General features: G+C 40.3%; 17 protein-coding genes. 11 read left to right on the forward strand and 6 right to left on the reverse strand.

Annotated elements, in window-relative coordinates; translation table 11 throughout:
* Positions 1 to 2 precede the first annotated feature (2 nt).
* From ASG14_RS01305 to ASG14_RS01315, 3 genes are all read right to left on the reverse strand, one after another.
* Complete coding sequence (locus ASG14_RS01305) at positions 3 to 557, reverse strand: LemA family protein (RefSeq protein ID WP_056869264.1); 555 nt, start codon at positions 555 to 557, stop codon at positions 3 to 5.
* Positions 558 to 612: 55 nt separating this feature from the next.
* Positions 613 to 2430 (reverse strand): hypothetical protein, encoded by a 1818-nt coding sequence (locus tag ASG14_RS01310; protein WP_056869265.1) that lies wholly within the window; start codon positions 2428 to 2430, stop codon positions 613 to 615.
* Positions 2431 to 2494: 64 nt separating this feature from the next.
* Positions 2495 to 4282: a hypothetical protein gene (locus ASG14_RS01315; RefSeq protein WP_056869266.1), complete on the reverse strand. Its 1788-nt coding sequence runs from the start codon at positions 4280 to 4282 to the stop codon at positions 2495 to 2497.
* A 303-nt stretch (positions 4283 to 4585) separates the two neighbouring features.
* Between ASG14_RS01315 and miaB the strand changes: the two genes are divergently transcribed.
* The 10 genes from miaB (at position 4586) to ASG14_RS01365 (ending at position 18421) form a co-directional block, all read left to right on the forward strand.
* A complete protein-coding gene (gene miaB / locus ASG14_RS01320; protein WP_056869267.1) occupies positions 4586 to 6001 on the forward strand; it encodes a tRNA (N6-isopentenyl adenosine(37)-C2)-methylthiotransferase MiaB in 1416 nt (471 codons plus the stop codon).
* Positions 6002 to 6178: 177 nt separating this feature from the next.
* Positions 6179 to 7423, forward strand: a complete 1245-nt coding sequence (locus ASG14_RS01325) for a sigma 54-interacting transcriptional regulator (protein ID WP_056869268.1) — start codon at positions 6179 to 6181, stop codon at positions 7421 to 7423.
* Positions 7424 to 7431: 8 nt separating this feature from the next.
* Positions 7432 to 7935, forward strand: a complete 504-nt coding sequence (locus tag ASG14_RS01330) for an LptE family protein (RefSeq protein ID WP_056869269.1) — start codon at positions 7432 to 7434, stop codon at positions 7933 to 7935.
* Between the two features lie 483 nt (positions 7936 to 8418).
* Positions 8419 to 9495 carry a hypothetical protein gene (locus ASG14_RS01335; RefSeq protein WP_056869270.1) on the forward strand — a complete coding sequence of 359 codons (1077 nt, stop codon included), beginning with the start codon at positions 8419 to 8421 and terminating at the stop codon, positions 9493 to 9495.
* 13 nt (positions 9496 to 9508) lie between these two features.
* Positions 9509 to 9868 carry a preprotein translocase subunit SecG gene (gene secG / locus ASG14_RS01340; protein ID WP_056869271.1) on the forward strand — a complete coding sequence of 120 codons (360 nt, stop codon included), beginning with the start codon at positions 9509 to 9511 and terminating at the stop codon, positions 9866 to 9868.
* 260 nt (positions 9869 to 10128) lie between these two features.
* A complete protein-coding gene (gene groES / locus ASG14_RS01345) occupies positions 10129 to 10419 on the forward strand; it encodes a co-chaperone GroES (protein ID WP_029281770.1) in 291 nt (96 codons plus the stop codon).
* Between the two features lie 83 nt (positions 10420 to 10502).
* A complete protein-coding gene (gene groL, locus ASG14_RS01350) occupies positions 10503 to 12140 on the forward strand; it encodes a chaperonin GroEL (protein WP_056869272.1) in 1638 nt (545 codons plus the stop codon).
* Positions 12141 to 12461: 321 nt separating this feature from the next.
* Positions 12462 to 16718 (forward strand): PKD domain-containing protein, encoded by a 4257-nt coding sequence (locus ASG14_RS01355; protein WP_056869273.1) that lies wholly within the window; start codon positions 12462 to 12464, stop codon positions 16716 to 16718.
* Positions 16718 to 17737 carry a PorP/SprF family type IX secretion system membrane protein gene (locus ASG14_RS01360; RefSeq protein WP_255352775.1) on the forward strand — a complete coding sequence of 340 codons (1020 nt, stop codon included), beginning with the start codon at positions 16718 to 16720 and terminating at the stop codon, positions 17735 to 17737. Before ASG14_RS01355 ends, ASG14_RS01360 begins: the two co-directional genes overlap by 1 nt.
* Before the next feature lie 24 nt (positions 17738 to 17761).
* Positions 17762 to 18421 (forward strand): MgtC/SapB family protein, encoded by a 660-nt coding sequence (locus ASG14_RS01365; protein WP_056869275.1) that lies wholly within the window; start codon positions 17762 to 17764, stop codon positions 18419 to 18421.
* On the opposite strand, the gene ASG14_RS01370 is transcribed toward ASG14_RS01365, so the two are convergent.
* A complete protein-coding gene (locus tag ASG14_RS01370) occupies positions 18402 to 18899 on the reverse strand; it encodes an RDD family protein (protein WP_056869276.1) in 498 nt (165 codons plus the stop codon). The two genes, ASG14_RS01365 and ASG14_RS01370, sit on opposite strands and share 20 nt — an antisense overlap.
* Positions 18900 to 19055: 156 nt before the next feature.
* Between ASG14_RS01370 and ASG14_RS01375 the strand changes: the two genes are divergently transcribed.
* Complete coding sequence (locus ASG14_RS01375; RefSeq protein ID WP_369817217.1) at positions 19056 to 20438, forward strand: L-serine ammonia-lyase; 1383 nt, start codon at positions 19056 to 19058, stop codon at positions 20436 to 20438.
* Positions 20439 to 20496: 58 nt separating this feature from the next.
* On the opposite strand, the gene ASG14_RS01380 is transcribed toward ASG14_RS01375, so the two are convergent.
* On the reverse strand, positions 20497 to 21408 hold the full coding sequence (locus tag ASG14_RS01380; RefSeq protein ID WP_056869278.1) for an AEC family transporter: 912 nt from the start codon (positions 21406 to 21408) through the stop codon (positions 20497 to 20499).
* A 74-nt stretch (positions 21409 to 21482) separates the two neighbouring features.
* Positions 21483 to 21953 (reverse strand): Dps family protein, encoded by a 471-nt coding sequence (locus ASG14_RS01385; RefSeq protein ID WP_056869279.1) that lies wholly within the window; start codon positions 21951 to 21953, stop codon positions 21483 to 21485.
* Positions 21954 to 21979: the final 26 nt, after the last annotated feature.

Consider the following 21979-nt stretch of genomic DNA (forward strand, 5'->3'; position numbering starts at 1 on the left):
CATTAACTGTTGAAAAGATCTTTGGCACTAACATTTTTTCGCTCCTCTTCAGCGGTAGTTAAAACTACCATTGGCTGAAAGTTTAGAATACCCGCAAACATGTTGCCCGGAAACATCATTATAGCATTGTTGTAATCGGTAACAGCGGAATTGTATGTTCTTCTTGCAGCGGCAATTTGCTCCTCGCTTTCTGTCCAGGTACTTTGTAGATTTATGAAATTGGTGTTGGCTTTTAAATCCGGATAGTTTTCAACGTTAACCATCAAGCCTTTAATGCTGCCGCTTAACTGGGCATCAATCGAAGCTTTTTCGCTATCGCTGATGTTTCCTGAAACAGCTTTTGAACGAAGCTCTACGATTTTGCTTAATGTTGCCTGCTCATAATTTGTATACTGTTTTACAACTTCTACTAGGTTTGGAATTAAATCGAAGCGCTTTTTAAGCATAACGTCTATCGCCGAAAAAGCATTTGTGACCTGGTTCTTTTTGCCAACAAGCGAATTGTAAAAGAAAATGGCAATAACTAATAATACGCCGATTATGATAAGTGCGAACATAAATTAAGATTTTTTTAATTAGAACATAAATATATTAAAAGGTTACAGGTTTGAGCTAACGCCGTTCCTTTTTTTCTTTTAACTCTTTCCTTTGCCTTCGCTCTAATCTTTTCTTTTTACGCAGGTTGTGACTATCACGCATGGCTTTAAATTTGGCAATATGTTCTTTTATTTCCGTCTGTTTTTCTTCCGTTATACCTACACTATATTTAACGCCAATAAAAAGTGTTTTCCATATCATATTAAAAAAGGATGTGTTTTCCGGACGAACGTAATTTACTTTTGCAGAAAGGAATTTACCATCTGGACCAGGGTTTTCAGAATTGATTATTAAAGCATTTGCCAAAAAAGAAATCAGGCCACGTTTTACCAAATGGTCTTTCGTTGGGTCGTTTTTCATTAATGCCACCGATAAGTCGAAATAGGAGAAGTTTACTGTTCCTTTAGAACCAAAGTCGTCGGCTTTGAAGTCGAATTGAAGTTTGTCTACATTTCCTCTGTTTATTCTAACTAAGCCGAGTGGTTTTGTGATCTGATTTAGCACTCTTGCATTAAAATTCTGCAGTTCGCCCCGGTAAGAAAAGTCGCCTGTGTTTGCGGCCAGATTAAATTTAAAATCGACATCTAATTTCCCCTGTCCCATTAAATAAGTGGTTAAATTGGCTTCCATTACTGGCTTGGTCGCTTTTACTTTTTCAATATTTGTGGCATTGCTTACCGTACCCGAGGTATGCTCAAAAGATATTTTTCCCCTTTGCTCACTCTCTTTATTGTAAAGTGCATAATTTATATTGATGTCTTTAAGGCGAATTTTATCGATTAAAATCGGCGCACCAAGTTTTTGTAAAAGCTGGTGGGGATATTTTCCAATTCTGTTTTCCTTTTCCTTTTTTGGCAAGCTGTTATTATTGAAAACGGCTACAAAGCCATTTGCTATAGCCATTTCTTTAGCACGCAATTCCTGTTTGGAGATGTAGAGCGGCAAATTTATGCCTTTAAGCGAAATGTTATTCATCGCAATGTTAAACCTGTCTCTGGCAAAACCGGCAACTTCCCCGAACTTCATCTCATCGTAGCGAGGCTCCAAAGCAAATTTGCTAACATTTAAAAGTCCTGTCGAAGCCTTAAAATCAAGCTGGTCGAGCTTAATGTTATACATGCTATCAGGCGTTTTGTAGCTGTAATTTTTAAGGTTGATTAGAACATCTTTCAGCAGGTACAATCTTGAAGAATCTTCCCAGGATGTGGAGTCTACAAGTAAATCAACAAGGGTTATGTTTAAATCATCTATCGAAAATACTTTAAACTGGTTAACGTTTTTGTTAACATAGTTGAAACTCGCATCTCTAAAAAGGATTTTTTTGATGCTAAATTCCTTCAGGCTTTTTGATATGAAGGTGTAAGGCGATTGGATCGGTCTTGGAGCCCGGTTTTCGTTAAAATCCAACTGGCGGTTTACCATGTATACCTCTGGTTTGTCGAATAAAATTTCCCCGATTTGAAGTTTCTTCTCCCTGTACAGCGTTAGCGGGTGGAAATTTTTAACCACCAGTTTTTTCAAAGTAACGGTATAGAGATTGTTTGGTGCTCTTTTTAACGAAACCAGTTTCTTATACCGGTTGGTATCTGCCGAGATTTTTACATTTTGTAAGGTAGCACTACCCGTTAAAATGTTCGTAGAAACTTTTGTAAAGCTGATGGTATATAAACTGTCTGTAGATTTGTATAAAAGCGTTTTAATTCTATCGGTTAATATCGGACGTGATTTTACGTTCAACAGCCAGGCAATCCCTCCAAGTATTAAAAAAAGACTTACTAAGATACCTGTAGTCCACTTTAAGATTTTATAACGTCGCTTTTTTGTATCGGGCATTTAAACAAAGGGCTGGTTTTTAGCAGCAATATACATTTAAAACGCATTTGTTTAAAATGTACGATCAGTTTTTCGCTCGTTTCGCTTTTCTTGCCTCCCGCCTGTCTTCACGTTTTTGTTCCCTTATCTTTTTAGCGATTACTTTTTGTTGTTTCACCGGATTTTTTTCTGGTACAATACCAACGCCCACTATATCCTTTATACCAACAAAAACTGTTTTCCACATCAGGTTAAAAAACGATGCTGAGTTAATTCTGGTGTTATTCATTGTGGCGGTTCTCGGTGCCTCACCCTTTTTAGGATTTTCGTCTTTAATCAATATCGTGTTTGCCAGGAAAGACAAAAGACCTTTTTGTTTAGTTCCTTCCCCGTCAATATTATCTGAGAGCAATTGTACTTTCAGGTTGCTGTACAGCATATTTAAAGAACCTGACGCCGTGCGTAAATTTCCGTTTGCCTTAAAATCGATATGTTGTACGTTTCCACTTACAATTTCGACAAGACCAAGATTTTTTGAGAGTGAATTTAAGTTTCTAAGATCAAATTTTCCTAAGCTCCCACTGTAAGAGAATGCACCGTTTTTATCGGTTAAATTAAAATCGATTTTAACGTTGAGTTTTCCGCTACCCATTAAAAGTGAATTAAAATCCGCCTTAGCGTTGCTGTTTTTGGCAAGTCGCAAACTGTCGTTTGTAACATTAAGTATATTTCCGGTTAACGATTTAAATTCTACAGCGCCGGTTTTTTTACTCGCAGGGTTGTATTCCGAGTATTTTAAATCAACATTTTTTAACCTGACGGTATCAATAATCGTCGGGATGTTTAATCTTCTCAAAGCCAAATGCGGATAATTTCGACCTTTGTCGAAACCTGCAGGTGGAGCCGATTCGCGACTCATAAAGACTTCAACTTTTGCCGGCCCAATTTTAAGTGATTTTGCATGAAGTTTTTCATATTTGTTTAAGCCAACAAAGTCAACACCATTAAATTCAATCTTATCGAAAGCCAAATTGTACTGGTCTTTCTGGGTTTTATATTTTCTTGCAAAGGTTAATTCTGGGTACAGTGGCGTAAGTTTTAAGCCTTTAACAGTAATTTTTTTTGAAGCCGAAGAACCTGCAATGGTGTCAACTTTCATTAAATACATTTTATCTTTTGTTGTCGATTTGTAACCAGCAAGCTGAAATGAGATGTCTTTAGTATAATAAAAGCGGGTGGTATCTTTTCCTGAAAGCGAATCGAGTAAAAAGTTTTTTACGGTGATATCCAGGTGTTTAATTGAGTTTTTCGTTTTCTTAGGCCCACTTTTATTGATGTAGTCAAAATCTGCATCAACAATTTTTACCGATTGAACCTCTATAGATTTAAAGCTTTTCGAGATTTGCTCGTATAGTGTTTTCTCCGGCTTTACGGTATCTCTTTCTTTAGGTACATTATTAAAAATCATGTTAATTGATGGCTTATCCAGCCGGATTTCCTTGACATCGACACGTTTTTTAAAGTAAGCAGTTAAAATCCCAACGCGGCTAATCTGCAGTTTCTTTAATTTAAGCTCAAAAGTATGTACAGGTGCAAGCCGCTGTTTTTTTAAGCTATCGAAAACTAATGTATCAGGCATTAGCGTAACATCGCGGAGGGCGAGGCTTCCTGTAACCACATTTAGATTAATACTTTTAAAATCTATTCTATAAAGATGGTGTGAGCCATCGTAAACAGCAGCCTTTATTTTCTCGGTTAAAATGGGTTTCCATCGTGCGCTGATGAACATTGCCGCAAAAGACAAGATTAAAATTAATCCGCCTAAAATGCCTGCTACCCATAGCCAGAATCTATTTTTGTTTTGCGCTCTCATCCCGATGATTTATAGCTTACTAACAGATTGATGACGGAAAGGTTTGCAGCGCCAAAATCGCCCGGCTAAAGTCGGCGGCGATACTTTAGGGGCGATAAGAGATTTCGCCAATGCTTTAATAATATCAGGGTTTTGTTAACCAAAATCAGTTCGAAGTAATGTATTTACGGCCAAAGGCTCATTACCTTTACTTTAAAGCAATGGCTGTTAATAATTGGTTTGTAAATATTCAAACTAAATATGTCAATTTGTCACTTTTAATTTTATTTATGTATTTTTGCAATCCCCAAAAGTTTTTAAATAATGATTGATTTACAAGTACAGGATAAGACGCATGATGAAGCAAGGCAAGGTGAGGCGCTGGTTTTAGAAACACCGGTTACAGCCGATGCCCGTAAATTATACATCGAGAGTTATGGTTGTGCAATGAATTTTGCAGATAGCGAAATTGTTGCTTCAATACTTTCAGAAACAGGATTTGAAACCACGGGCGATTACCACCAGGCGGATGTAATTTTTATAAATACATGTTCTATTCGTGAGAATGCCGAAACAAGGGTTAGAAACCGCTTATCGCAATTTGGTGTAGAAAAACGCCGCAATCCGAAGCTGATTGTTGGTGTTTTAGGCTGTATGGCAGAGCGTTTAAAATCTAAATTTTTAGAAGAAGAGCGTTTGGTTGATGTAGTTGTTGGTCCGGATGCTTACCGCGATTTGCCAAACTTAATTGAGCAGGTGGAAAGTGGCCATAAGGCAGTTAATGTTCTTTTATCCCGCGAGGAAACCTATGCAGATATTAGTCCGGTGCGCTTAAACAGCAACGGAATTACTGCTTTTATATCGATTACGCGTGGCTGTAATAATATGTGCTCGTTCTGTGTGGTGCCGTTTACCCGCGGTCGTGAGCGCAGCAGGGATGCACACTCTATTGTTGCAGAAGCACAAAGTTTATTCGATGCCGGTTACCGCGAGGTTACATTACTGGGCCAAAACGTAGATTCCTACACGTGGACTTCAGAAGACGGTACCGAAACGGTGAATTTTGCGCAGCTTTTGGAGCAAACTGCTTTGGTTAATCCTGATTTAAGAGTTCGATTCTCTACTTCGCATCCTAAAGACATTACCGACGAGGTTTTACATACAATTGCTAAATACGATAACATCTGCAATTACATCCACTTGCCGGTTCAATCTGGCAATACACGTGTTTTGGAATTGATGAACAGAACCTATACCCGCGAGTGGTACATCAATCGTATTGATGCCATTAAAAAGATTATTCCGGGTTGCGCCATTTCTACAGATATTATTGCGGGTTTTTGTACCGAAACTGAAGAGGAGCACCAGGAAACATTAAGCATGATGGACTATGTAGAGTATGATTTTGCTTATAACTTCACATATTCTGAACGGCCTGGAACTTTAGCTGCCCGTAAATTGGCAGATGATATTCCTGAAGAAGTTAAAAAACGCAGACTTGCAGAAATTTTAGCCAAACAACAAGCGCACTCTTTAATGCGTTTACAAGAATGGGTTGGTAAAACAATTCGGGTGTTAATTGAGGGTACTTCGAAAAAGTCTGACCTCGATTACTGCGGCAGGGGCGATAGCGGCGCTATGGCAATTTTTCCTGCTATTGAAGGCGTAAAACCTGGCCAGTATGCAAATGTTTACATTGAGAGATGTACATCAGCAACGCTGATTGGAAAGATAGTTTAGTTAGTTCCATGTTGTCAATTCTGGTTTTTAGGGTCGGAAACAGCAAATTAACAAGGCGGCCGGTGCGGGTTCAAAACTTATACAAAATAAAAAAGTTATTGATTATAGTTGGGTTTTGAAGTGTTGTATGCGCCTACAGGCTGTCAACTTTTAAACTTTAACTTTCAACCTTAAAGAATGGATACACAAAATATTAAACAACGGTTCGGTATTATAGGCAATTCGCCACTACTTAATCGTGCTATAGATATTGCTAGTCAGGTTGCGCCAACAGATATGTCGGTGCTTATTACCGGCGAAAGTGGAAGTGGTAAAGAGGTTTTTTCGCAGATTATCCACCAGATGAGCGCACGTAAACACGGCGCTTTCATTGCTGTTAACTGCGGCGCCATACCGGAAGGAACAATAGATTCGGAGCTGTTTGGCCATGAGAAAGGCTCTTTTACTGGTGCACATGAAGCCAGGAAAGGTTATTTTGAAGTTGCCAATGGCGGAACAATTTTTTTGGATGAGGTTGCAGAACTTCCCCTCGGAACGCAGGCCCGCTTGTTGCGGATTTTAGAAAGTGGCGAATATCTACGCGTTGGCTCATCGAAAGTTCAAAAAACTGATGTGCGCATTATTGCAGCAACAAATGTAGATGTTTATAATAGGGTTAAAAACGGCAAATTCCGTGAAGATTTATATTACCGGTTAAACACGGTTCCGCTTCGTATTCCAGCCCTGCACGAGCGTAAAGAAGATATTTACCTGCTTTTTAGAAAATTTGCCGCTGATTTTAGCGATAAATACCGTAGTCCGGGTTTGCACCTGGAACCAGAAGCTGTAAACATTTTAACCAATTACAGCTGGCCGGGCAACGTTAGGCAGTTAAAAAATATTGCCGAACAAATTTGTGTGCTCGAGAAAGACAGGAATGTAACGGGGCAGGCCATTTTAAACTACATCCCGAACGAAGCTGGGAACAATTTACCGATGACCATTAATTCGCAATCGAAAGAGGATTTTACAGAAAGAGATATTTTGTACAAAGTGCTTTTCGATATGAAGAAAGATATGGTTGAGCTTAAAAAGCTGGTTGCTGAAATTATTCAGCATGGCGGCAATACGGCTACGGTTTTGGCAGATAATCCTCAATACATAAACCAACTTTACAGAGATGTTGAATTGCCTGCGGGCCAGGAACATGGTTTTACCATTCAGCAACCAACGCCAAACAATAATAATGGCAATAACAATGCCGACTACAATTTTGCGCATGATGCGGAAGAAGTAGAAGAATCATTATCGTTGATTGACAAAGAATCTGATTTAATAAAGAAAGCGCTTAAAAAACATAAAGGCAAACGCAAGTTTGCAGCTCAGGAATTGGGCATTTCCGAACGCACACTTTACAGAAAGATTAAAGAATTAAGTTTATAGGTCATTTTATGAAAATCAAAATATTTCCAATCCTTTTAATCGCAACACTAAGTTCTTGTGCCTATACTTTTAGTGGCGCATCTACAGAGGGGTTGAAAACGGTAACGGTGCGCTTTTTCGAAAACAATGCACAGCTCGTTGTCCCTACTTTGAGTCAGCAATTTACGGAGGCCTTAAAATCCCGTATCCGCAGTCAAACAAAGCTAAGCATAACCCCAAATGAAGGCGATGCAATTTTTCAGGGCAATATTACCGGCTACGAAATCAGGCCGGTTGCCTTAACTTCGAGTGCTACGCCAACGGCTTCCAACAACAGGTTAACCATTACAATTGCGGTAAAATATATTAACAACATTAAAGACCACGAAAAGGAAAGTTTTGAAGAAAGCTTTACCCGTTTTTACGATTTCCCGGTTGGCGGTTCCATACAAGGGCTGCAGGCACAGGCAATTGAGTCGATAAATAAGCAACTTACCGAAGATATTTTTAACAGGGCTTTTGCTCAATGGTAGTTTTCGGCTGGCCGGAATTAGCTAATAGCATAAAAATTTGTTTTTGTAAATGGTGTTAAACGCAAAGATTTTATATGTGCCTGGCATAAAATAGTTTGAAGTGATTTGAAAAATTATGTTGCTGTACTTTTGGCGGCCTGTAGTCCTGCTATCGCTTTAGTCCTCTCCCGATGAAAAATCGGGATTGCGGGCTATCCGCTCTATCAGGTTTATAAACCAGGGTTTTTGCGCCTTGCAAACCATTAAAATAGAACACCGTTTTTGCAAATTAGCCCCGGTTGAAGCGAACACGTAGCAACAGCCTTTTCGGCTGTTTAGCGGAGTAAAGCGTAAAACGGGAACGAATTTAATTTTATTCACAAAGCCTGCGCTTCTTAAAATTAGAAGAGAACTAAATACTGGAATACGGACTAAAACACGCAAAAAGGACTATAAAATTTTAAAAACCGCATGCATTATTTATCTTAGCAGCAAACCAAGGCAATGGATAACAAACAGCTACTTGCAAATTTATTGGCGCAACCCGGAAAGGTTAAGCAAGAGCATGTACCTATGCTAAAGGAAATGCTTGCGCAATATCCGTATGCACAGCCAATTCGGTTGTTGTTGGCAAAAGCAGATGATGCGTACATTCCTGGTGCATCGTTATATAGCAATGGAACAGTTTTGTATAATTTGCTACAAATGGAAGCTGTTAATGAGCAGGAAATTGCGGATGATGGGGCTTTGGAAGCAAAAATTTTAGAAACTGACTCTGCAGAAACTGATGAGGAGAACATCATTGATGAAGTGAAGGTTTTCGATGAACCGATTGAAAGTAGCGAAGACGCAAAGCCTCTTGTTGCAGATGCCATACATATAGAAACGCCAAACAACTTACCGGGCATTGATAGCCATTTAATGGACTTACCGGCAGATGAAGAAAATTTTATAGAAAGTGTTGCCTCAACTGATTTCTTCGCTTTCGAACAGCAGGCGAGTACCGATGTTACTGTAGTGCCTGAAATTGAAACCGTTGTACCGGATGAACCTGAGCATAGCTTTGTTTCTAAGTACGATGATGACCAGCTTCCCTACACCTTTTTATGGTGGCTGGCGAAAACGCGTAAAGAACACGAACAAATTTTTCAGCCTTATGCGCAACCAAAGCCTGAACTGGCCAGGGCGCCACAACAGCAAAATCAGCAACAGGCAGAATTTCAGCAGCAATATGTGGAGCACATTTTTCACATCCAAACGCCTTTTGAAGTAGCCGACCATTTGGCTGAATACCCGGCGGCAGAAGTTAAAGATGCCAAAGGCGCAGAGATTATTGAACGGTTTTTAAAAGAAGACCCAACAATAAAACCACCGAAACCAGAGCAGATAGATAATGAGAATAAAGCTAAAAAAAGCGCAGAAGACCATTACGACCTTGTTTCGGAAACATTAGCGAAGATTTACATAGAGCAAATGCTTTACCACAAAGCCATAGATACTTATAAAAAATTAAGTTTGAAATATCCAGAAAAAAGTGGTTACTTTGCCGACCTTATCCAATCTATAGAAAAGAAATTATAAAATATATTTTATCATGATAACCCTTTTAATCATTTTATTAATTGTTGCTTGTGTTGCTTTAGGCTTATTTGTATTGGTACAAAATCCTAAAGGTGGTGGTTTGGCAACTGGCGGTGGTACCAGCAATATGTTTGGTGTGCAACGTACTGGCGATGTTTTGGAAAAAGGATCGTGGGTTTTGTTAGCTGTTATCGTTGTTTTAACGTTATCAATTACCACAATTGCCAAAACTAACGGCGGCGCTGCTGCAACTGGCAATACTGAAATTCAGGATCGTTTAAACAAAATGCCTTCGCCTTCTCCACTTGGTGGCGGTGCAACAAATACGCCTGCGCCTGCAAAACCTGCAACTGCAGATACTACAAAAAAATAATTAAGCTAATATCAGCTTGAAAAGCTTTCCTCAAAAGGGAAAGCTTTTTTGTTGTTAAGGGTATTTTATAGCAATAAATATTGTCAACACAAGCAAATTTCCTCTGCCAAGCTGACACCCAAATTTTTGCTATATTCTCTATTTGTTTAAAAATTTGACAGTACAGGTGCAAATTTGTCCCTGAAATGCTATTGGCATAAAAAGTGTTAATTGTATGCTTAGTTAAAAACTTAAATCAAAATAAAAAATAATAAAAAGTTATGGCGTTAAACCTTAAACCAATTGCTGGCAGTTCGAACAGAGTTATCGTTGAACCGGCTGCGGCAGAAGAAAAAACTGCATCGGGTTTGTATATCCCTGATACTGCGAAAGAAAAACCATCTAAAGGAACTGTAGTTTCCGTTTCTGAAGAGGATGCAGACGGTAAAAAAGCTAGCGTAAAAGTTGGCGATGTTGTAATTTATGGTAAATATGGCGGTACCGAATTCCCTTATGAAGGTAAAGACTACCTGATTATGCGTGAAACTGATATCTACGCGGTAGTTGGATAATTATAAGTAATAGTAGAAAGTTAAATTTATAAGATGAGGCGATTTAAAAATCGTAAATCGTAATTCTAAAATCTTAAATCAAAATGTCAAAACAAGTAAAATATAACGTAGAAGCTCGCGACGCCCTGAAACGTGGTGTAGATATCTTAGCAAACGCAGTAAAGGTAACCTTAGGTCCGAAAGGCCGTAATGTAATTATCGATAAAAAATTTGGTTCTCCGGCCATCACCAAAGATGGTGTAACGGTTGCTAAAGAAATCGAATTGAAAGATGCGGTTGAAAACATGGGTGCTCAAATGGTTAAAGAAGTAGCATCTAAAACTGCAGATATCGCGGGTGATGGAACGACAACTGCTACCGTTTTAGCTCAGGCAATTATTACTACAGGTATTAAAAACGTAGCTGCGGGTGCAAATCCAATGGATTTAAAACGTGGTATTGATAAAGCTGTTGCAGCAGTTGTAGAGAACCTGAAAGCTCAATCGCAAACTGTTGGTGAAGACAATAACAAAATTAAACAAGTAGCATCTATCTCAGCTAACAATGATGAGGTTATCGGCGCCCTGATTGCTGAGGCAATGGGTAAAGTTGGTAAAGATGGTGTTATTACTGTTGAAGAAGCAAAAGGAACAGAAACTGAAGTTAAAACTGTGGAAGGTATGCAGTTTGACAGAGGTTATTTATCTCCATACTTCGTTACCAATGCAGATAAAATGGAAGCGGAATTAGATAATCCTTACATTTTAATCTACGACAAGAAAATCAGCAACATGAAAGAATTGTTGCCGGTTTTAGAAAAAACTGTTCAAACTGGTAAACCATTGGTTATCATTGCTGAAGATTTAGATGGTGAAGCTTTAGCTACATTAGTGGTTAACAAAATCCGCGGTTCATTAAAAGTTGTTGCTGTTAAAGCACCAGGTTTTGGCGATAGAAGAAAAGCAATGTTAGAAGACATCGCAATTTTAACAGGCGGTATCGTTGTATCAGAAGAAAGAGGTTATAAATTAGAAAATGCTGATTTAACTTACCTTGGTTCTGCTGAGAAAGTTGTTGTTGATAAAGACAACACAACCGTTATTAATGGTGCTGGTAATTCAGATGATATTAAATCTCGCGTTAGCCAGATTAAAGCGCAAATTGAAACTACTACGTCTGATTACGATAAAGAAAAATTACAAGAGCGTTTGGCTAAATTAGCTGGCGGTGTTGCAGTTCTTTATGTTGGTGCAGCCTCTGAAGTTGAAATGAAAGAGAAAAAAGATCGTGTTGATGATGCTTTACATGCAACTCGTGCAGCTGTAGAAGAAGGTATCGTTGCTGGTGGTGGTGTTGCTTTCATCCGTGCGGTTGCCGCGTTAGCTGATTTGAAAGGTGCTAACGAAGATGAGAATACAGGTATTCAAATTATTCGCCGTGCAATTGAAGAACCATTACGTCAGATTTGCGAAAACGCAGGTATTGAAGGTTCTATCGTTGTACAAAGAGTTAAAGAAGGTACAGCAGATTTCGGTTACAATGCCCGTACTGATGTTTACGAAAACTTAATTGGTGCCGGTGTTATCGACCCGACTAAAGTTTCTCGTGTGGCATTAGAAAATGCAGCTTCTATTGCAGCGATGTTATTAACAACTGAAGTTGTTTTAGCAGACGAGCCTGAAGAAGCAGGTGCTTCAGCACATCCTCCAATGGGTGGCGGTGGCATGGGTGGCATGATGTAATCCGTACGACAAATAAATTTACGTGTAAAAATAAATCCCTCAAAACTAAAGTTTTGGGGGATTTTTTGTTGAAAAAAACCCTAAAAAAGCGTCTTTTCACGAAATTGATGTTTTCGAAAGTCCGCATTCGTGTAAAATTTTAAATAGGTTTCCTTCATTTCGGTAGTTTCGCAATTGTATAATTGGAAGAAAGTCATATCGATAAATATTTACCAAGCAAATTAACGTTTTTGTTGCCACTTACGATATCCTCGCAAATGGCAGGGTTATTTTTCTTCGCAAACTTCTTCTATTAAGGCAATTCCCTATTGTTAACGATTTATGAAGACCTGGTGTAGAAAGATTACGCGTATTATTGTTGTTTTCCTAACTTTTTTGTGTTCCGTAAGTTTTGCTTATTCGCAAGCGCTGACCACTAACGCAGTAGACCCTGGGCCTTACACACCGGGCAGTACAATTGCTGCAACTTTTACCATAGCAGCGAATTCGTGTATCACCCAAGGTAATGTGTTCGAGCTCTATCTATCTGATCAAAATGGAAATTTTGTTGGTGAGAAGTTAATCGGTTCCTACACCGGTTTTTACAGCACCTATGTAAACGGCATCATTCCGCCCGGAACGCCCGCAGGCACAAACTACCAGGTACGCGTAAAATCGACAGCACCGGCACTTGTTGGCACAGTTTCCGCTCCCTTCGAAATAAAAGCAGGAGCAGCTGTTGCTGCAAAGATAACGTCATCGCAATTATTGGCTACAAATGCCGAAACCTTCGGTACTTGTACCACGCGTGATAATTACACGCTGAATTTAAATAACGGGTCGACTTCCGCAGCCACAGTTACAGCAAGCATTACCAATGAGATTTCAAAAACGAATACTGTTTTAAATCTCGATGCGCCTAAAACATTTACTGCTCAGCTTGCACACTATACCGTTTTTACCAAGGCTACGATGCCTGATGGAACTGTTGGTACCAAAGCCTATCTAATAATAAACAATCAGGCCATTACTGCTTTTGCAACTTTAAACAACACACCCGTATGCCTGCCATTGGCCAATTACCAGTTTGCTGTTGATTTAACGCAAAGCGGAATTTTAAATAACTTCCCTGGAGATAGATACGTGATAAACTGGGGCGACGGAAGCTCAACTTCTTACACCTATTGTGAGATTCAGCAAGCGGCGGGCAGGGTTAGCCACAATTACACGAGGTCTTCTTGCGGGCGGGCATCGAATACAAGTAGCGGAACGGTTTACAATGCGTTCGATGTTACCATTAGGGTTGCCAACGATTTTTGCGGTAACCTTGGTTCGCCACTGCTGGCTTACGCAAAGGTTGTGGTAAAACCCGAAAACAGGTTCCAGTTCGATACCCCGGCCTGTAGCAATACTGATATCACTTTTATAAATACATCGCTTTTAGGCGAAAACCCGAATACAACATCTGCAGCATGTTCTCCAAATACCGTAACCTATAACTGGTTTGTTGATGGGGTGTTAGTTCAACAGAATAAACCCCGTTCTTATAATTTGGTGTACAAATTTTTAACAAACGGGCGCCACACCATCAGATTAACCTCCGTAAGTTCGGGCGCCTGCGATGCCGACCCGGTTGAACAGGAAATCTGTATTCAAAACCCACCAACGCCAATTTTTACACTGCCAGTAACTACAGTGTGTGCGCCATATAACCTGGCTCCTGTAAATTCTTCAATTACTGATATTACTTGCAGCGCAGTTAGTGCTTATTTATGGACGGTAACTCCCGCCGTTTCCTTCGCTGGTAATACATCGGCAACCAGTAAAGATCCAATCTTCAACTTCACCACAGCGGGTACATACACCATAACACTAAGCGTTACAACAGGCACCTGCGGTCCGGTCGTATCGGCACCACAAACCGTAATTGTTCAGGGCGCAAATGCAGGAGAAGATCAGAAAAGCATTTGTAGCGGAAATACAGCCACATTGGCCGGTAATAGCGATATACCCGGTACCTGGACACAGATTTCTGGTCCGACGGTGTCTATTGATGCGCCAAACCAGTGGAACACAACGGTTACTGGTATTGCTCCTGAAAAGTCTTATACTTTCCGGTGGACGATTAATGGAGGCGCATGTCCAGGTAGTTATGATGAGGTCACAATTACTTATCCCAAACCTATTGCGAATACCATTAACACGCCATCATCTACTGTTTGCTCGGGCCAAACCATTGTTTTAACAGGAGATTTACCGACCGGCGGCACCGGGATTTATGCTTATCAATGGCAAAAAAGCAGCGATAATGTCAATTGGTTAAATGTTACGCCGGGTGGTACATTGCAAAACTTAACCGCTACTGTAACGGCGCTAACTTATTTCAGAAGAATGGTAACCAGCGGCGTTTGTATTTCAGAAAGCAATCGCATCACAATTAATGCATTGCCGGCAATTGCCAATAACACCATTTTGGCAAATCAAACCATTTGCATCGGCGATGTCGTTTCATCGTTAACCGGTACGCTGCCAACAGGGGCAGATGGCTCTAACTTTAGTTATCAATGGCAACAAAGTTTGGACGGCACAACCTGGGCCGACATTACCGCCGCAACTGCTAAAGATTTCCTGCCTCCGCAGCCAACCGTTACCATTCGTTACCGCAGGTTGGTGTCGAGCGGCGCATGCCCTGGTGGTTCACAAAATATTAGCAATACGGTTACCATTACCGTTAACCAGCCAGCAAAGGCAGAAATTATTTTTACCACAGATATAGCTTGTGCGCCATTTTTGTTAACAACCGCTAATATAAAGGCAGGAAATTATCCCCAGAATGCAACCTATACCTGGTTTGCAAATAATGTTCAGATTGGAACAGGGGCAACTTTTCCTGACTATACCATAACTGCCGGTAATGCAAGCGTAGTTATAAAATTAGCAGTAACCACGGCTTCAGGTTGTGGAAATGACGAAGCCACTCATACTTTCTCCACCTTTAAAACGGTAACGCCCAACTTTACGCAAAACGTTACAGATGGCTGCGGGCCACTTAGTTTGATTGCGGTCAACACTTCCAGCTCGCTTACTGATGCCACATTTAAATGGGATTTTGGTAATGGCGTAACCTCAAATCTCGCTACTCCGCCTACTGTTATTTATCAACCAGATCCCTTGGGGAAAGACATTACCTATACCATAACTTTGGATGCGACCACCCCTTGCGGAACGATAACGAAAACATCAACGATTTTGGTGAAAGCATTGCCCATTTCGGCCTTCTCACCCGATAAGACTTCAGGCTGTTCGCCTTTTACCACAACCTTTAGTAACACCTCGCCGGGCAACTACACGAGTTTTACTTATGATTTTGGCGATGGAACAACCTTAACTACAAATGATAAAAATAGTGTTACGCATACTTATACCACAATTGTTGTTAAAGATTACGTAGTTAAAATGACTGCCAGAAATGACTGCGGCGTTAGTGAATCACAATATACTGTTAGGGTTTCACCAAACAACATCGTGCCCGAACTTGTTGTAAACGCCCCCGAGCTAAGAGGCTGCGCACCGCTTACTGTTAATTTCTTTAATAACACCAAGGGTGGAAGTACATTCTATTATGATTTCGGAGATGGTAGTTCTGCACTTACCAATACAGCGCCGGAAATGATTGCGCACACCTTTACAAAACCGGGCTCGTACGTGGTTACCTTATACGCCTCGAACGATTGCTCGAATGCCTCTACAACAGAAACAATTGTTGTGCTCGACCAACCAACAGTAGCATTTACATCCGATAAAACAATTGGCTGTAGCGGAACTGTTATCAAATTTAAAAACAACAGTAAAAATGCGGTTAATTATCTTTGGGATTTCGGCGATGGGACCACCTCAACAGCCTTTGAGCCGGAGCACGCCTTTGTTGGAGCCGCCACAAATTATACGGTTACCTTAACTGCATATAACCTTCAGGGCTGCAGCAACACTTCAGTAATTCCAAACTATATAAACTTAGTTCCGCCACCTCAATCTATTTTCTCTGTATTACCCGGAAATGAGTTATCCATTCCGAATTTTACATTCAGTTTCAGAGACGCAAGTTTAAATGGTGCCGGAAGCTGGGAGTGGAACTTCGGCGATGGAACAAAATCTACACTTCAAAACCCAAGCCACACCTACGCCAACACCGGAGATTATGTGGTTACCCTTAAAGTGTTAAATAAAGAGGGTTGTTCGGCATCATCATCGCAAACTGTTCGCATAATAGGCGTTCCGGGCTTTCTATACGTGCCAAACTCCTTTATGCCGGCAAGCCAGAAAAACGAACTCCAGACTTTTAAAGCCAAAGGCAGAGGCATTGACAATTGGACGATGACGATTTTTAATAAATGGGGCCAGGTTTTATGGGAAACAACAAAACTAGACGACGGTGCTCCGCTGGAAGGATGGGATGGCCGATATAATGGTCAGGAGCAGCCACAAGGGGTTTATTATTGGAAAATTGAAGTGAAGTTTATAAATGGCGGCGAATGGAAAGGAATGACATATGATTCGTCGGCCCCAAAGAAAACAGGTAATATATATTTAATAAGATGATGAGCAGGTGGATTAATTTATTGCTGTTGATAATGGTAGTGCCTTTAATTACAATAGGGCAGGACCACATTTATTCTCAATTTTACAATGCGCCGGTTTATTTAAACCCTGCGCTAACCGGTCAGTTTGAAGGCGATATCAGATTCAATGCTTTATATCGAAACCAGTGGACGGGCCTTTCGGGCGATTTCTCTTACATGAGTGCCTCGGCAGATTTAAACTTGCAAAAACTAAATAGTGGTGTTGGTTTAATTTTTAACCGAAGCAGCGAAGGAACCGCTTATTTGCAGAAAAATAATATTGCCCTTAGTTATTCTTATATTATTGGCGGAGATGATTTTACCCTTTCGTTCGGCTTGCAAGGTGGAATAACCAATCAAAAACTGAATTGGGATAAACTGGTATTTGGCGACCAAATTGATGGCACTGCGGGCATTATACCGGGTGTTATTTCTGGTGCCGAACGGCCAAACATAGATAGCAGATTCTATTTTGATGCTGCCGCCGGTACAAATCTGGTTTACAAAAATTTTATGGTCGGCGTAGGGTTGCACCATTTAAATCGCCCCGACGAATCTTTAGCAGGTTTTCAGGCAAAGTTACCCATGCGTATTTCGGGTAATTTAAGCTATAAGCTTGCCTTAATTCCCGATCAGTACGATCGGGATGGAACTTACCTCATTCCTTCAATCGTTGCCTATAAACAGCAAAATGTAACTTCTTTTAGTTTTGGTACCCAGTTTAAATATGCGGGCATTAATGCAGGAATTTGGTATAGAAATGATGGAAACTCAAACGGAAACGACGCAATCGTGTTCTCGGTAATTTTTGATATTTTTAACAGGAGAACTAACGGGGAGAAATTCAGGATTGGCATCAGTCATGACGCCACCACCTCAAAAATTAATTATACCAACACCGGTGGAACTTCCGAAATTGGTTTAGGCTACGAAAAATACTGGTCGAACAGTACAAATTATGGAAGGGCGAATGGCCTTAGATGTTACGATTTTTACTAATTTGCCTTGGTTAACCTAAAGGCCATGAACAATATCTTAGATAACAGCCATTTCATTACGCAAAGCGAAGTCAACAAGTTTCTGCTCGCTACCTTGCTTTGTGGCCTGATTGGTGCCGAAAGAGAATATCGAAGTAAATCGGCAGGTTTAAAAACCATGATGATGATTGGTTTGGGCGCTACGCTTTTCACCATTCTTTCCATCAAAATAGGCCCAACAAGTCAGGATAGAATTGCGTCAAATATTGTTACCGGAATAGGTTTTTTAGGCGCTGGTGTAATTTTTAAGGAAGAAAATCGTGTAAAGGGTTTAACTACAGCATGTATAATCTGGATTGTTGCAGCAATAGGCATGGCCGTGGGTTCCGGTTATTACGAACAGGCAATCGGTGTAACGGGTGTGGTACTTTTAGCGCTAATTATTTTCCCCTTCATCGAAGAAATAGGCGACCGCCGTTTTACCAAGCGCATCTATCGAATTGTTAAAAAACAGCATGCCCATGGCGATCTGGAAAGCTATGAAGAAGTTTTTAAAGAAAATAAGCTAAAGCCACAGCGTGGAAAACACCAGCTGGTTAACAATGTAATCACCGGGAATTGGGTGGCAACCGGCACACCTAAAAACCATAAAAAATTTGTAGAGAAAATGCTGAAAGATGGTGAAATTATTGAATTTGATTTTTAAAAGGTTCAATTAAATCCAGGTGTCTTTGCTGCAGCGCAACCTTCTTGTCTACAACAACCATTGTGTCTGACCACTTATCATGCCATGGAACGGATGGCGTTGCTAAAGCAGTAATCCCATCAAAGGGTACAATTCTTATTAAATTTCTGGTAAATGATTTTTCCAGCGAAAGGTCGCTACCATCTAAATTTACAGCTCTGGTTCTGGTAATCAGTTTTCCGATAGATTTTCCATTCAACATTGCTTCAGTAAACGACATGATGACGCCATAAAACACCATTTTAAAAATGCGTCCGGTAATTCCATCATCAATAAAATCGATAATGCCAGGATCGATAAATGCAATGATGAAGCCCAGTGCAAACATTAGGATGTAAATAAAAATTACATCAATAAGGTAATTTGCAAGCCTTAAGCCGGATGATGCCCGACAGTACCGGTAATCAACCTGATCGTAGGTATGTATGTTAAAATCCATTTTTGAGCGTTATTTAGATTCAAAGCAAGATAAATTTTTTACGCATCACACACAAATTAATTCACGCTAAATCGTAAAACAAATCTTAGCTTTGTATAACTAGCTAAATTCATGAGTAAGGAACAAATCTCAGTTTTCGATATTTTTAAAATAGGCATTGGCCCCTCCAGTTCTCATACGCTTGGGCCATGGCGGGCTGCCCAGCAATTTACCGCTTCCTTAAAAGAAAATGGTCTTTTAGAAACTGTGGAGATGGTAAAAATCTTGCTTTATGGTTCGCTTGCAAAAACAGGTAAAGGCCATGGAACTGATGTTGCAATACTGTTAGGCTTAACGGGTGCCGATCCAGTAACTTTTGATGTTGATGCCGTTACGCCAACGTTTGAAAAAATCCAAACGGACAAAAAGTTAAACTTAGCAGGTAATGTCACCATCGACTTTGATTTCGAGAACGACCTGCTTTTCCTTTTTGCCGAGAGTCTTCCTTTTCATCCCAATGCGGTAACATTTCAGGCATTTTTAAATAATGGAAAGGCTTTCTCCGAAACCTACTATTCAATAGGTGGCGGTTTTGTAGTAAAAGAAGGTGAAGATAACAGCCAAAAACCTCAGGTAGATTTACCTTTTCCAGTTGAAAAAGCGAAGGAGCTTCTTCACTGGTGTTTATCTACAGGGCTAAAGGTGAGTGAAATCGTTATGGAAAATGAACTTTCCTGGCGTCCGGAATCGGTTACCAAGGCGGGTATTCTTCAGCATTTTTCGGTAATGAGAGATTGCATCTATCGTGGTTGCCATACCACCGGCTTTTTGCCAGGCGGCCTTGATGTTGCGAGAAGGGCTTTTCCGTTGAACAGGCGACTGATTGGGAAAAGTGAATATCACGACTACAATTCGTGGGTTGAAGCCATTAAAAAAGGCGGAAATGGATTTAACTATATTTTAGATTGGGTGAGTTGTTTTGCACTTGCCGTAAATGAAGAAAATGCCTCTTTCGGGCGTGTGGTTACCGCCCCTACCAATGGTGCTGCGGGGGTAATTCCTGCTGTTCTACAATATTATATCACTTTTTGCGATGGCTATTCGGAAGATAAAATAATTCAGTTTATTGCCTGTGCCTCCGAAATTGGAAGCATTTTTAAAAAAGGGGCAACCATCTCAGCTGCAATGGGTGGCTGTCAGGCCGAAATCGGTGTTTCGTCTGCTATGGCTGCTGCGGCCTTAACAGAATGTTTGGGCGGTTCGCAGCGGCAGGTACTTATGGCCGCAGAAATCGCAATGGAACATCACCTTGGTTTAACCTGCGACCCGATTGGTGGCCTGGTACAGATCCCATGCATTGAAAGAAATACCATGGGTGCCATTAAAGCCATTACAGCAAGCCAGTTAGCGCTTCAAAGTAATCCTGATAAGGCGAAGGTGAGTTTAGACGCTGTTGTAAATACGATGTGGGAGACCGCGTTAGATATGAATGCCAAATACAAAGAAACTTCTGACGGCGGCCTGGCGACAAACATTCCAATCAGTTTGCCTGAGTGTTAAACACTTTTAGTTATAACCATTTTCCTTCATGTCAGAAAACGATACGGCTTTTGATATACTAAATTAAACCAGAATAGTTTAGCACCAACCACCAAATCGCGGTTGTGATAAACGAAAGCAAAATCCCGATTCCAACCACCAGATTCGATACTTTCGGGTTCAAATTATATTGGTCTGCTACAACGGCCGCGGTTAATAACGTTGGCATTGCCATTTCGAAAATTGTTATTTTGGTTATTACTCCAGCCATGCCTAAAAGTAAGGCGATAAGCGATACCGCAAGAGGCGCTAAAATTAATTTATAGCATAAAGCGGCGCTGATGTGTTTAATTTCACTAAACCAACCGCCAAACTTCAGCTGCAGGCCAATAGAAAACAATGCCAGTGGGCCCACAGTTCCGGCCAGTTTATCGAAAAGGACATCAAGGCTCGATAGATTGATGAATTTGGGAAGGGTTAAAGCCAAAATGCAGCCAATTAATGGCGGAAAAGTCAGCACTTTCTTAATAACGAGTTTTGGGCTTAGGGTCTGTTTCTGAGCGGAACGAATGGCTACCACTATTCCAATTGTTGATAGCAAAGTAAACGTAACCTGATCGCAGATTATGGCAATGGCCAGTTCCTTTTCACTAAAGTAGGCAATAATTAATGGAAAGCCGATAAATGAGGTGTTGCTTAATGAACTCACCAGTTTTAAGCCACCCGAAGTAGCCCTGCTAATTTTGCTAAACCTAGTGTATAGTGTAATGAAAACCCAGCCTAACAGCCAAACGCAAACCGGAGCGAAGGCGGGAAAAAGCAGTTCATTCGTCCAGGTTATCTGGGGAAGATATTTAAAGGAAACGGCTGGCAAAGCGACATAGATAATCCAGGCATTTATCCCTTTATGAGCGTCTTTTGGCAAGGTCTTGCTTTTGCGAAAAAGTATTCCTGCGATGATGCATATGCCGATTAAAATGAAATTTGCCATTGAGTGTGGCAAAGATAACGAAAAAGAGAAACGCGGATAAATTTCTCTTATCCGCGTTTCTTAAAATATTTATTCTATAAATGAGCTCTTAAAATCCAGGCCATTTCTTCATGCTCTTCCATTAAACCGGTTAAGTAATCGCTCGTTCCAGCATCTCCGTATTCATCAGCAATCGGATTAATATTGCCTCTGATAAATTCAATAACGGTTTCATGGTCTGCTAAAAGATCTTTAATGTAGCCTAAACTATCGTTTTTCCGTTCGCTATACTCTGTTAAATGTGTTAAAGCTAAAAAGTTTTTAAGCGTTGCCGGTGCATAATGGCCAATTTTACGAATTCGTTCTGCCACGCTGTCGATAAATCCCTCTAGCAAACGGTATTGCTCTTCAAAAAATTTATGTTTTGATAAAAAATCAGCACCTTCAACGTTCCAATGGGCATTTCGTGTTTTGGTATACAAAACGTATTCATCAGCAAGCAACTTAGCCAACTGCTCTGAAACAGCCTGTCTGTTTTCGGCGGAAATTCCGATATTTGTTTTCATGTTTTCTCTATTTTGATGTACTAACT

Origin of the sequence: Pedobacter sp. Leaf194, from assembly GCF_001423945.1 — a bacterium.
Taxonomy (GTDB): domain Bacteria; phylum Bacteroidota; class Bacteroidia; order Sphingobacteriales; family Sphingobacteriaceae; genus Pedobacter.

Bases quoted from the DNA above. Each gene is read 5' to 3' on its own strand.
- ASG14_RS01370 (WP_056869276.1), bottom strand. From the start codon at position 18,899: ATGGATTTTAACATACATACCTACGATCAGGTTGATTACCGGTACTGT.
- ASG14_RS01360 (WP_255352775.1), top strand. From the start codon at position 16,718: ATGAGCAGGTGGATTAATTTATTGCTGTTGATAATGGTAGTGCCTTTA.
- ASG14_RS01310 (WP_056869265.1), bottom strand. From the start codon at position 2,430: ATGCCCGATACAAAAAAGCGACGTTATAAAATCTTAAAGTGGACTACA.
- ASG14_RS01335 (WP_056869270.1), top strand. From the start codon at position 8,419: ATGGATAACAAACAGCTACTTGCAAATTTATTGGCGCAACCCGGAAAG.
- secG (WP_056869271.1), top strand. From the start codon at position 9,509: ATGATAACCCTTTTAATCATTTTATTAATTGTTGCTTGTGTTGCTTTA.
- ASG14_RS01325 (WP_056869268.1), top strand. From the start codon at position 6,179: ATGGATACACAAAATATTAAACAACGGTTCGGTATTATAGGCAATTCG.
- groL (WP_056869272.1), top strand. From the start codon at position 10,503: ATGTCAAAACAAGTAAAATATAACGTAGAAGCTCGCGACGCCCTGAAA.
- ASG14_RS01380 (WP_056869278.1), bottom strand. From the start codon at position 21,408: ATGGCAAATTTCATTTTAATCGGCATATGCATCATCGCAGGAATACTT.
- miaB (WP_056869267.1), top strand. From the start codon at position 4,586: ATGATTGATTTACAAGTACAGGATAAGACGCATGATGAAGCAAGGCAA.
- ASG14_RS01385 (WP_056869279.1), bottom strand. From the start codon at position 21,953: ATGAAAACAAATATCGGAATTTCCGCCGAAAACAGACAGGCTGTTTCA.
- ASG14_RS01305 (WP_056869264.1), bottom strand. From the start codon at position 557: ATGTTCGCACTTATCATAATCGGCGTATTATTAGTTATTGCCATTTTC.
- ASG14_RS01330 (WP_056869269.1), top strand. From the start codon at position 7,432: ATGAAAATCAAAATATTTCCAATCCTTTTAATCGCAACACTAAGTTCT.
- groES (WP_029281770.1), top strand. From the start codon at position 10,129: ATGGCGTTAAACCTTAAACCAATTGCTGGCAGTTCGAACAGAGTTATC.
- ASG14_RS01315 (WP_056869266.1), bottom strand. From the start codon at position 4,282: ATGAGAGCGCAAAACAAAAATAGATTCTGGCTATGGGTAGCAGGCATT.
- ASG14_RS01355 (WP_056869273.1), top strand. From the start codon at position 12,462: ATGAAGACCTGGTGTAGAAAGATTACGCGTATTATTGTTGTTTTCCTA.
- ASG14_RS01365 (WP_056869275.1), top strand. From the start codon at position 17,762: ATGAACAATATCTTAGATAACAGCCATTTCATTACGCAAAGCGAAGTC.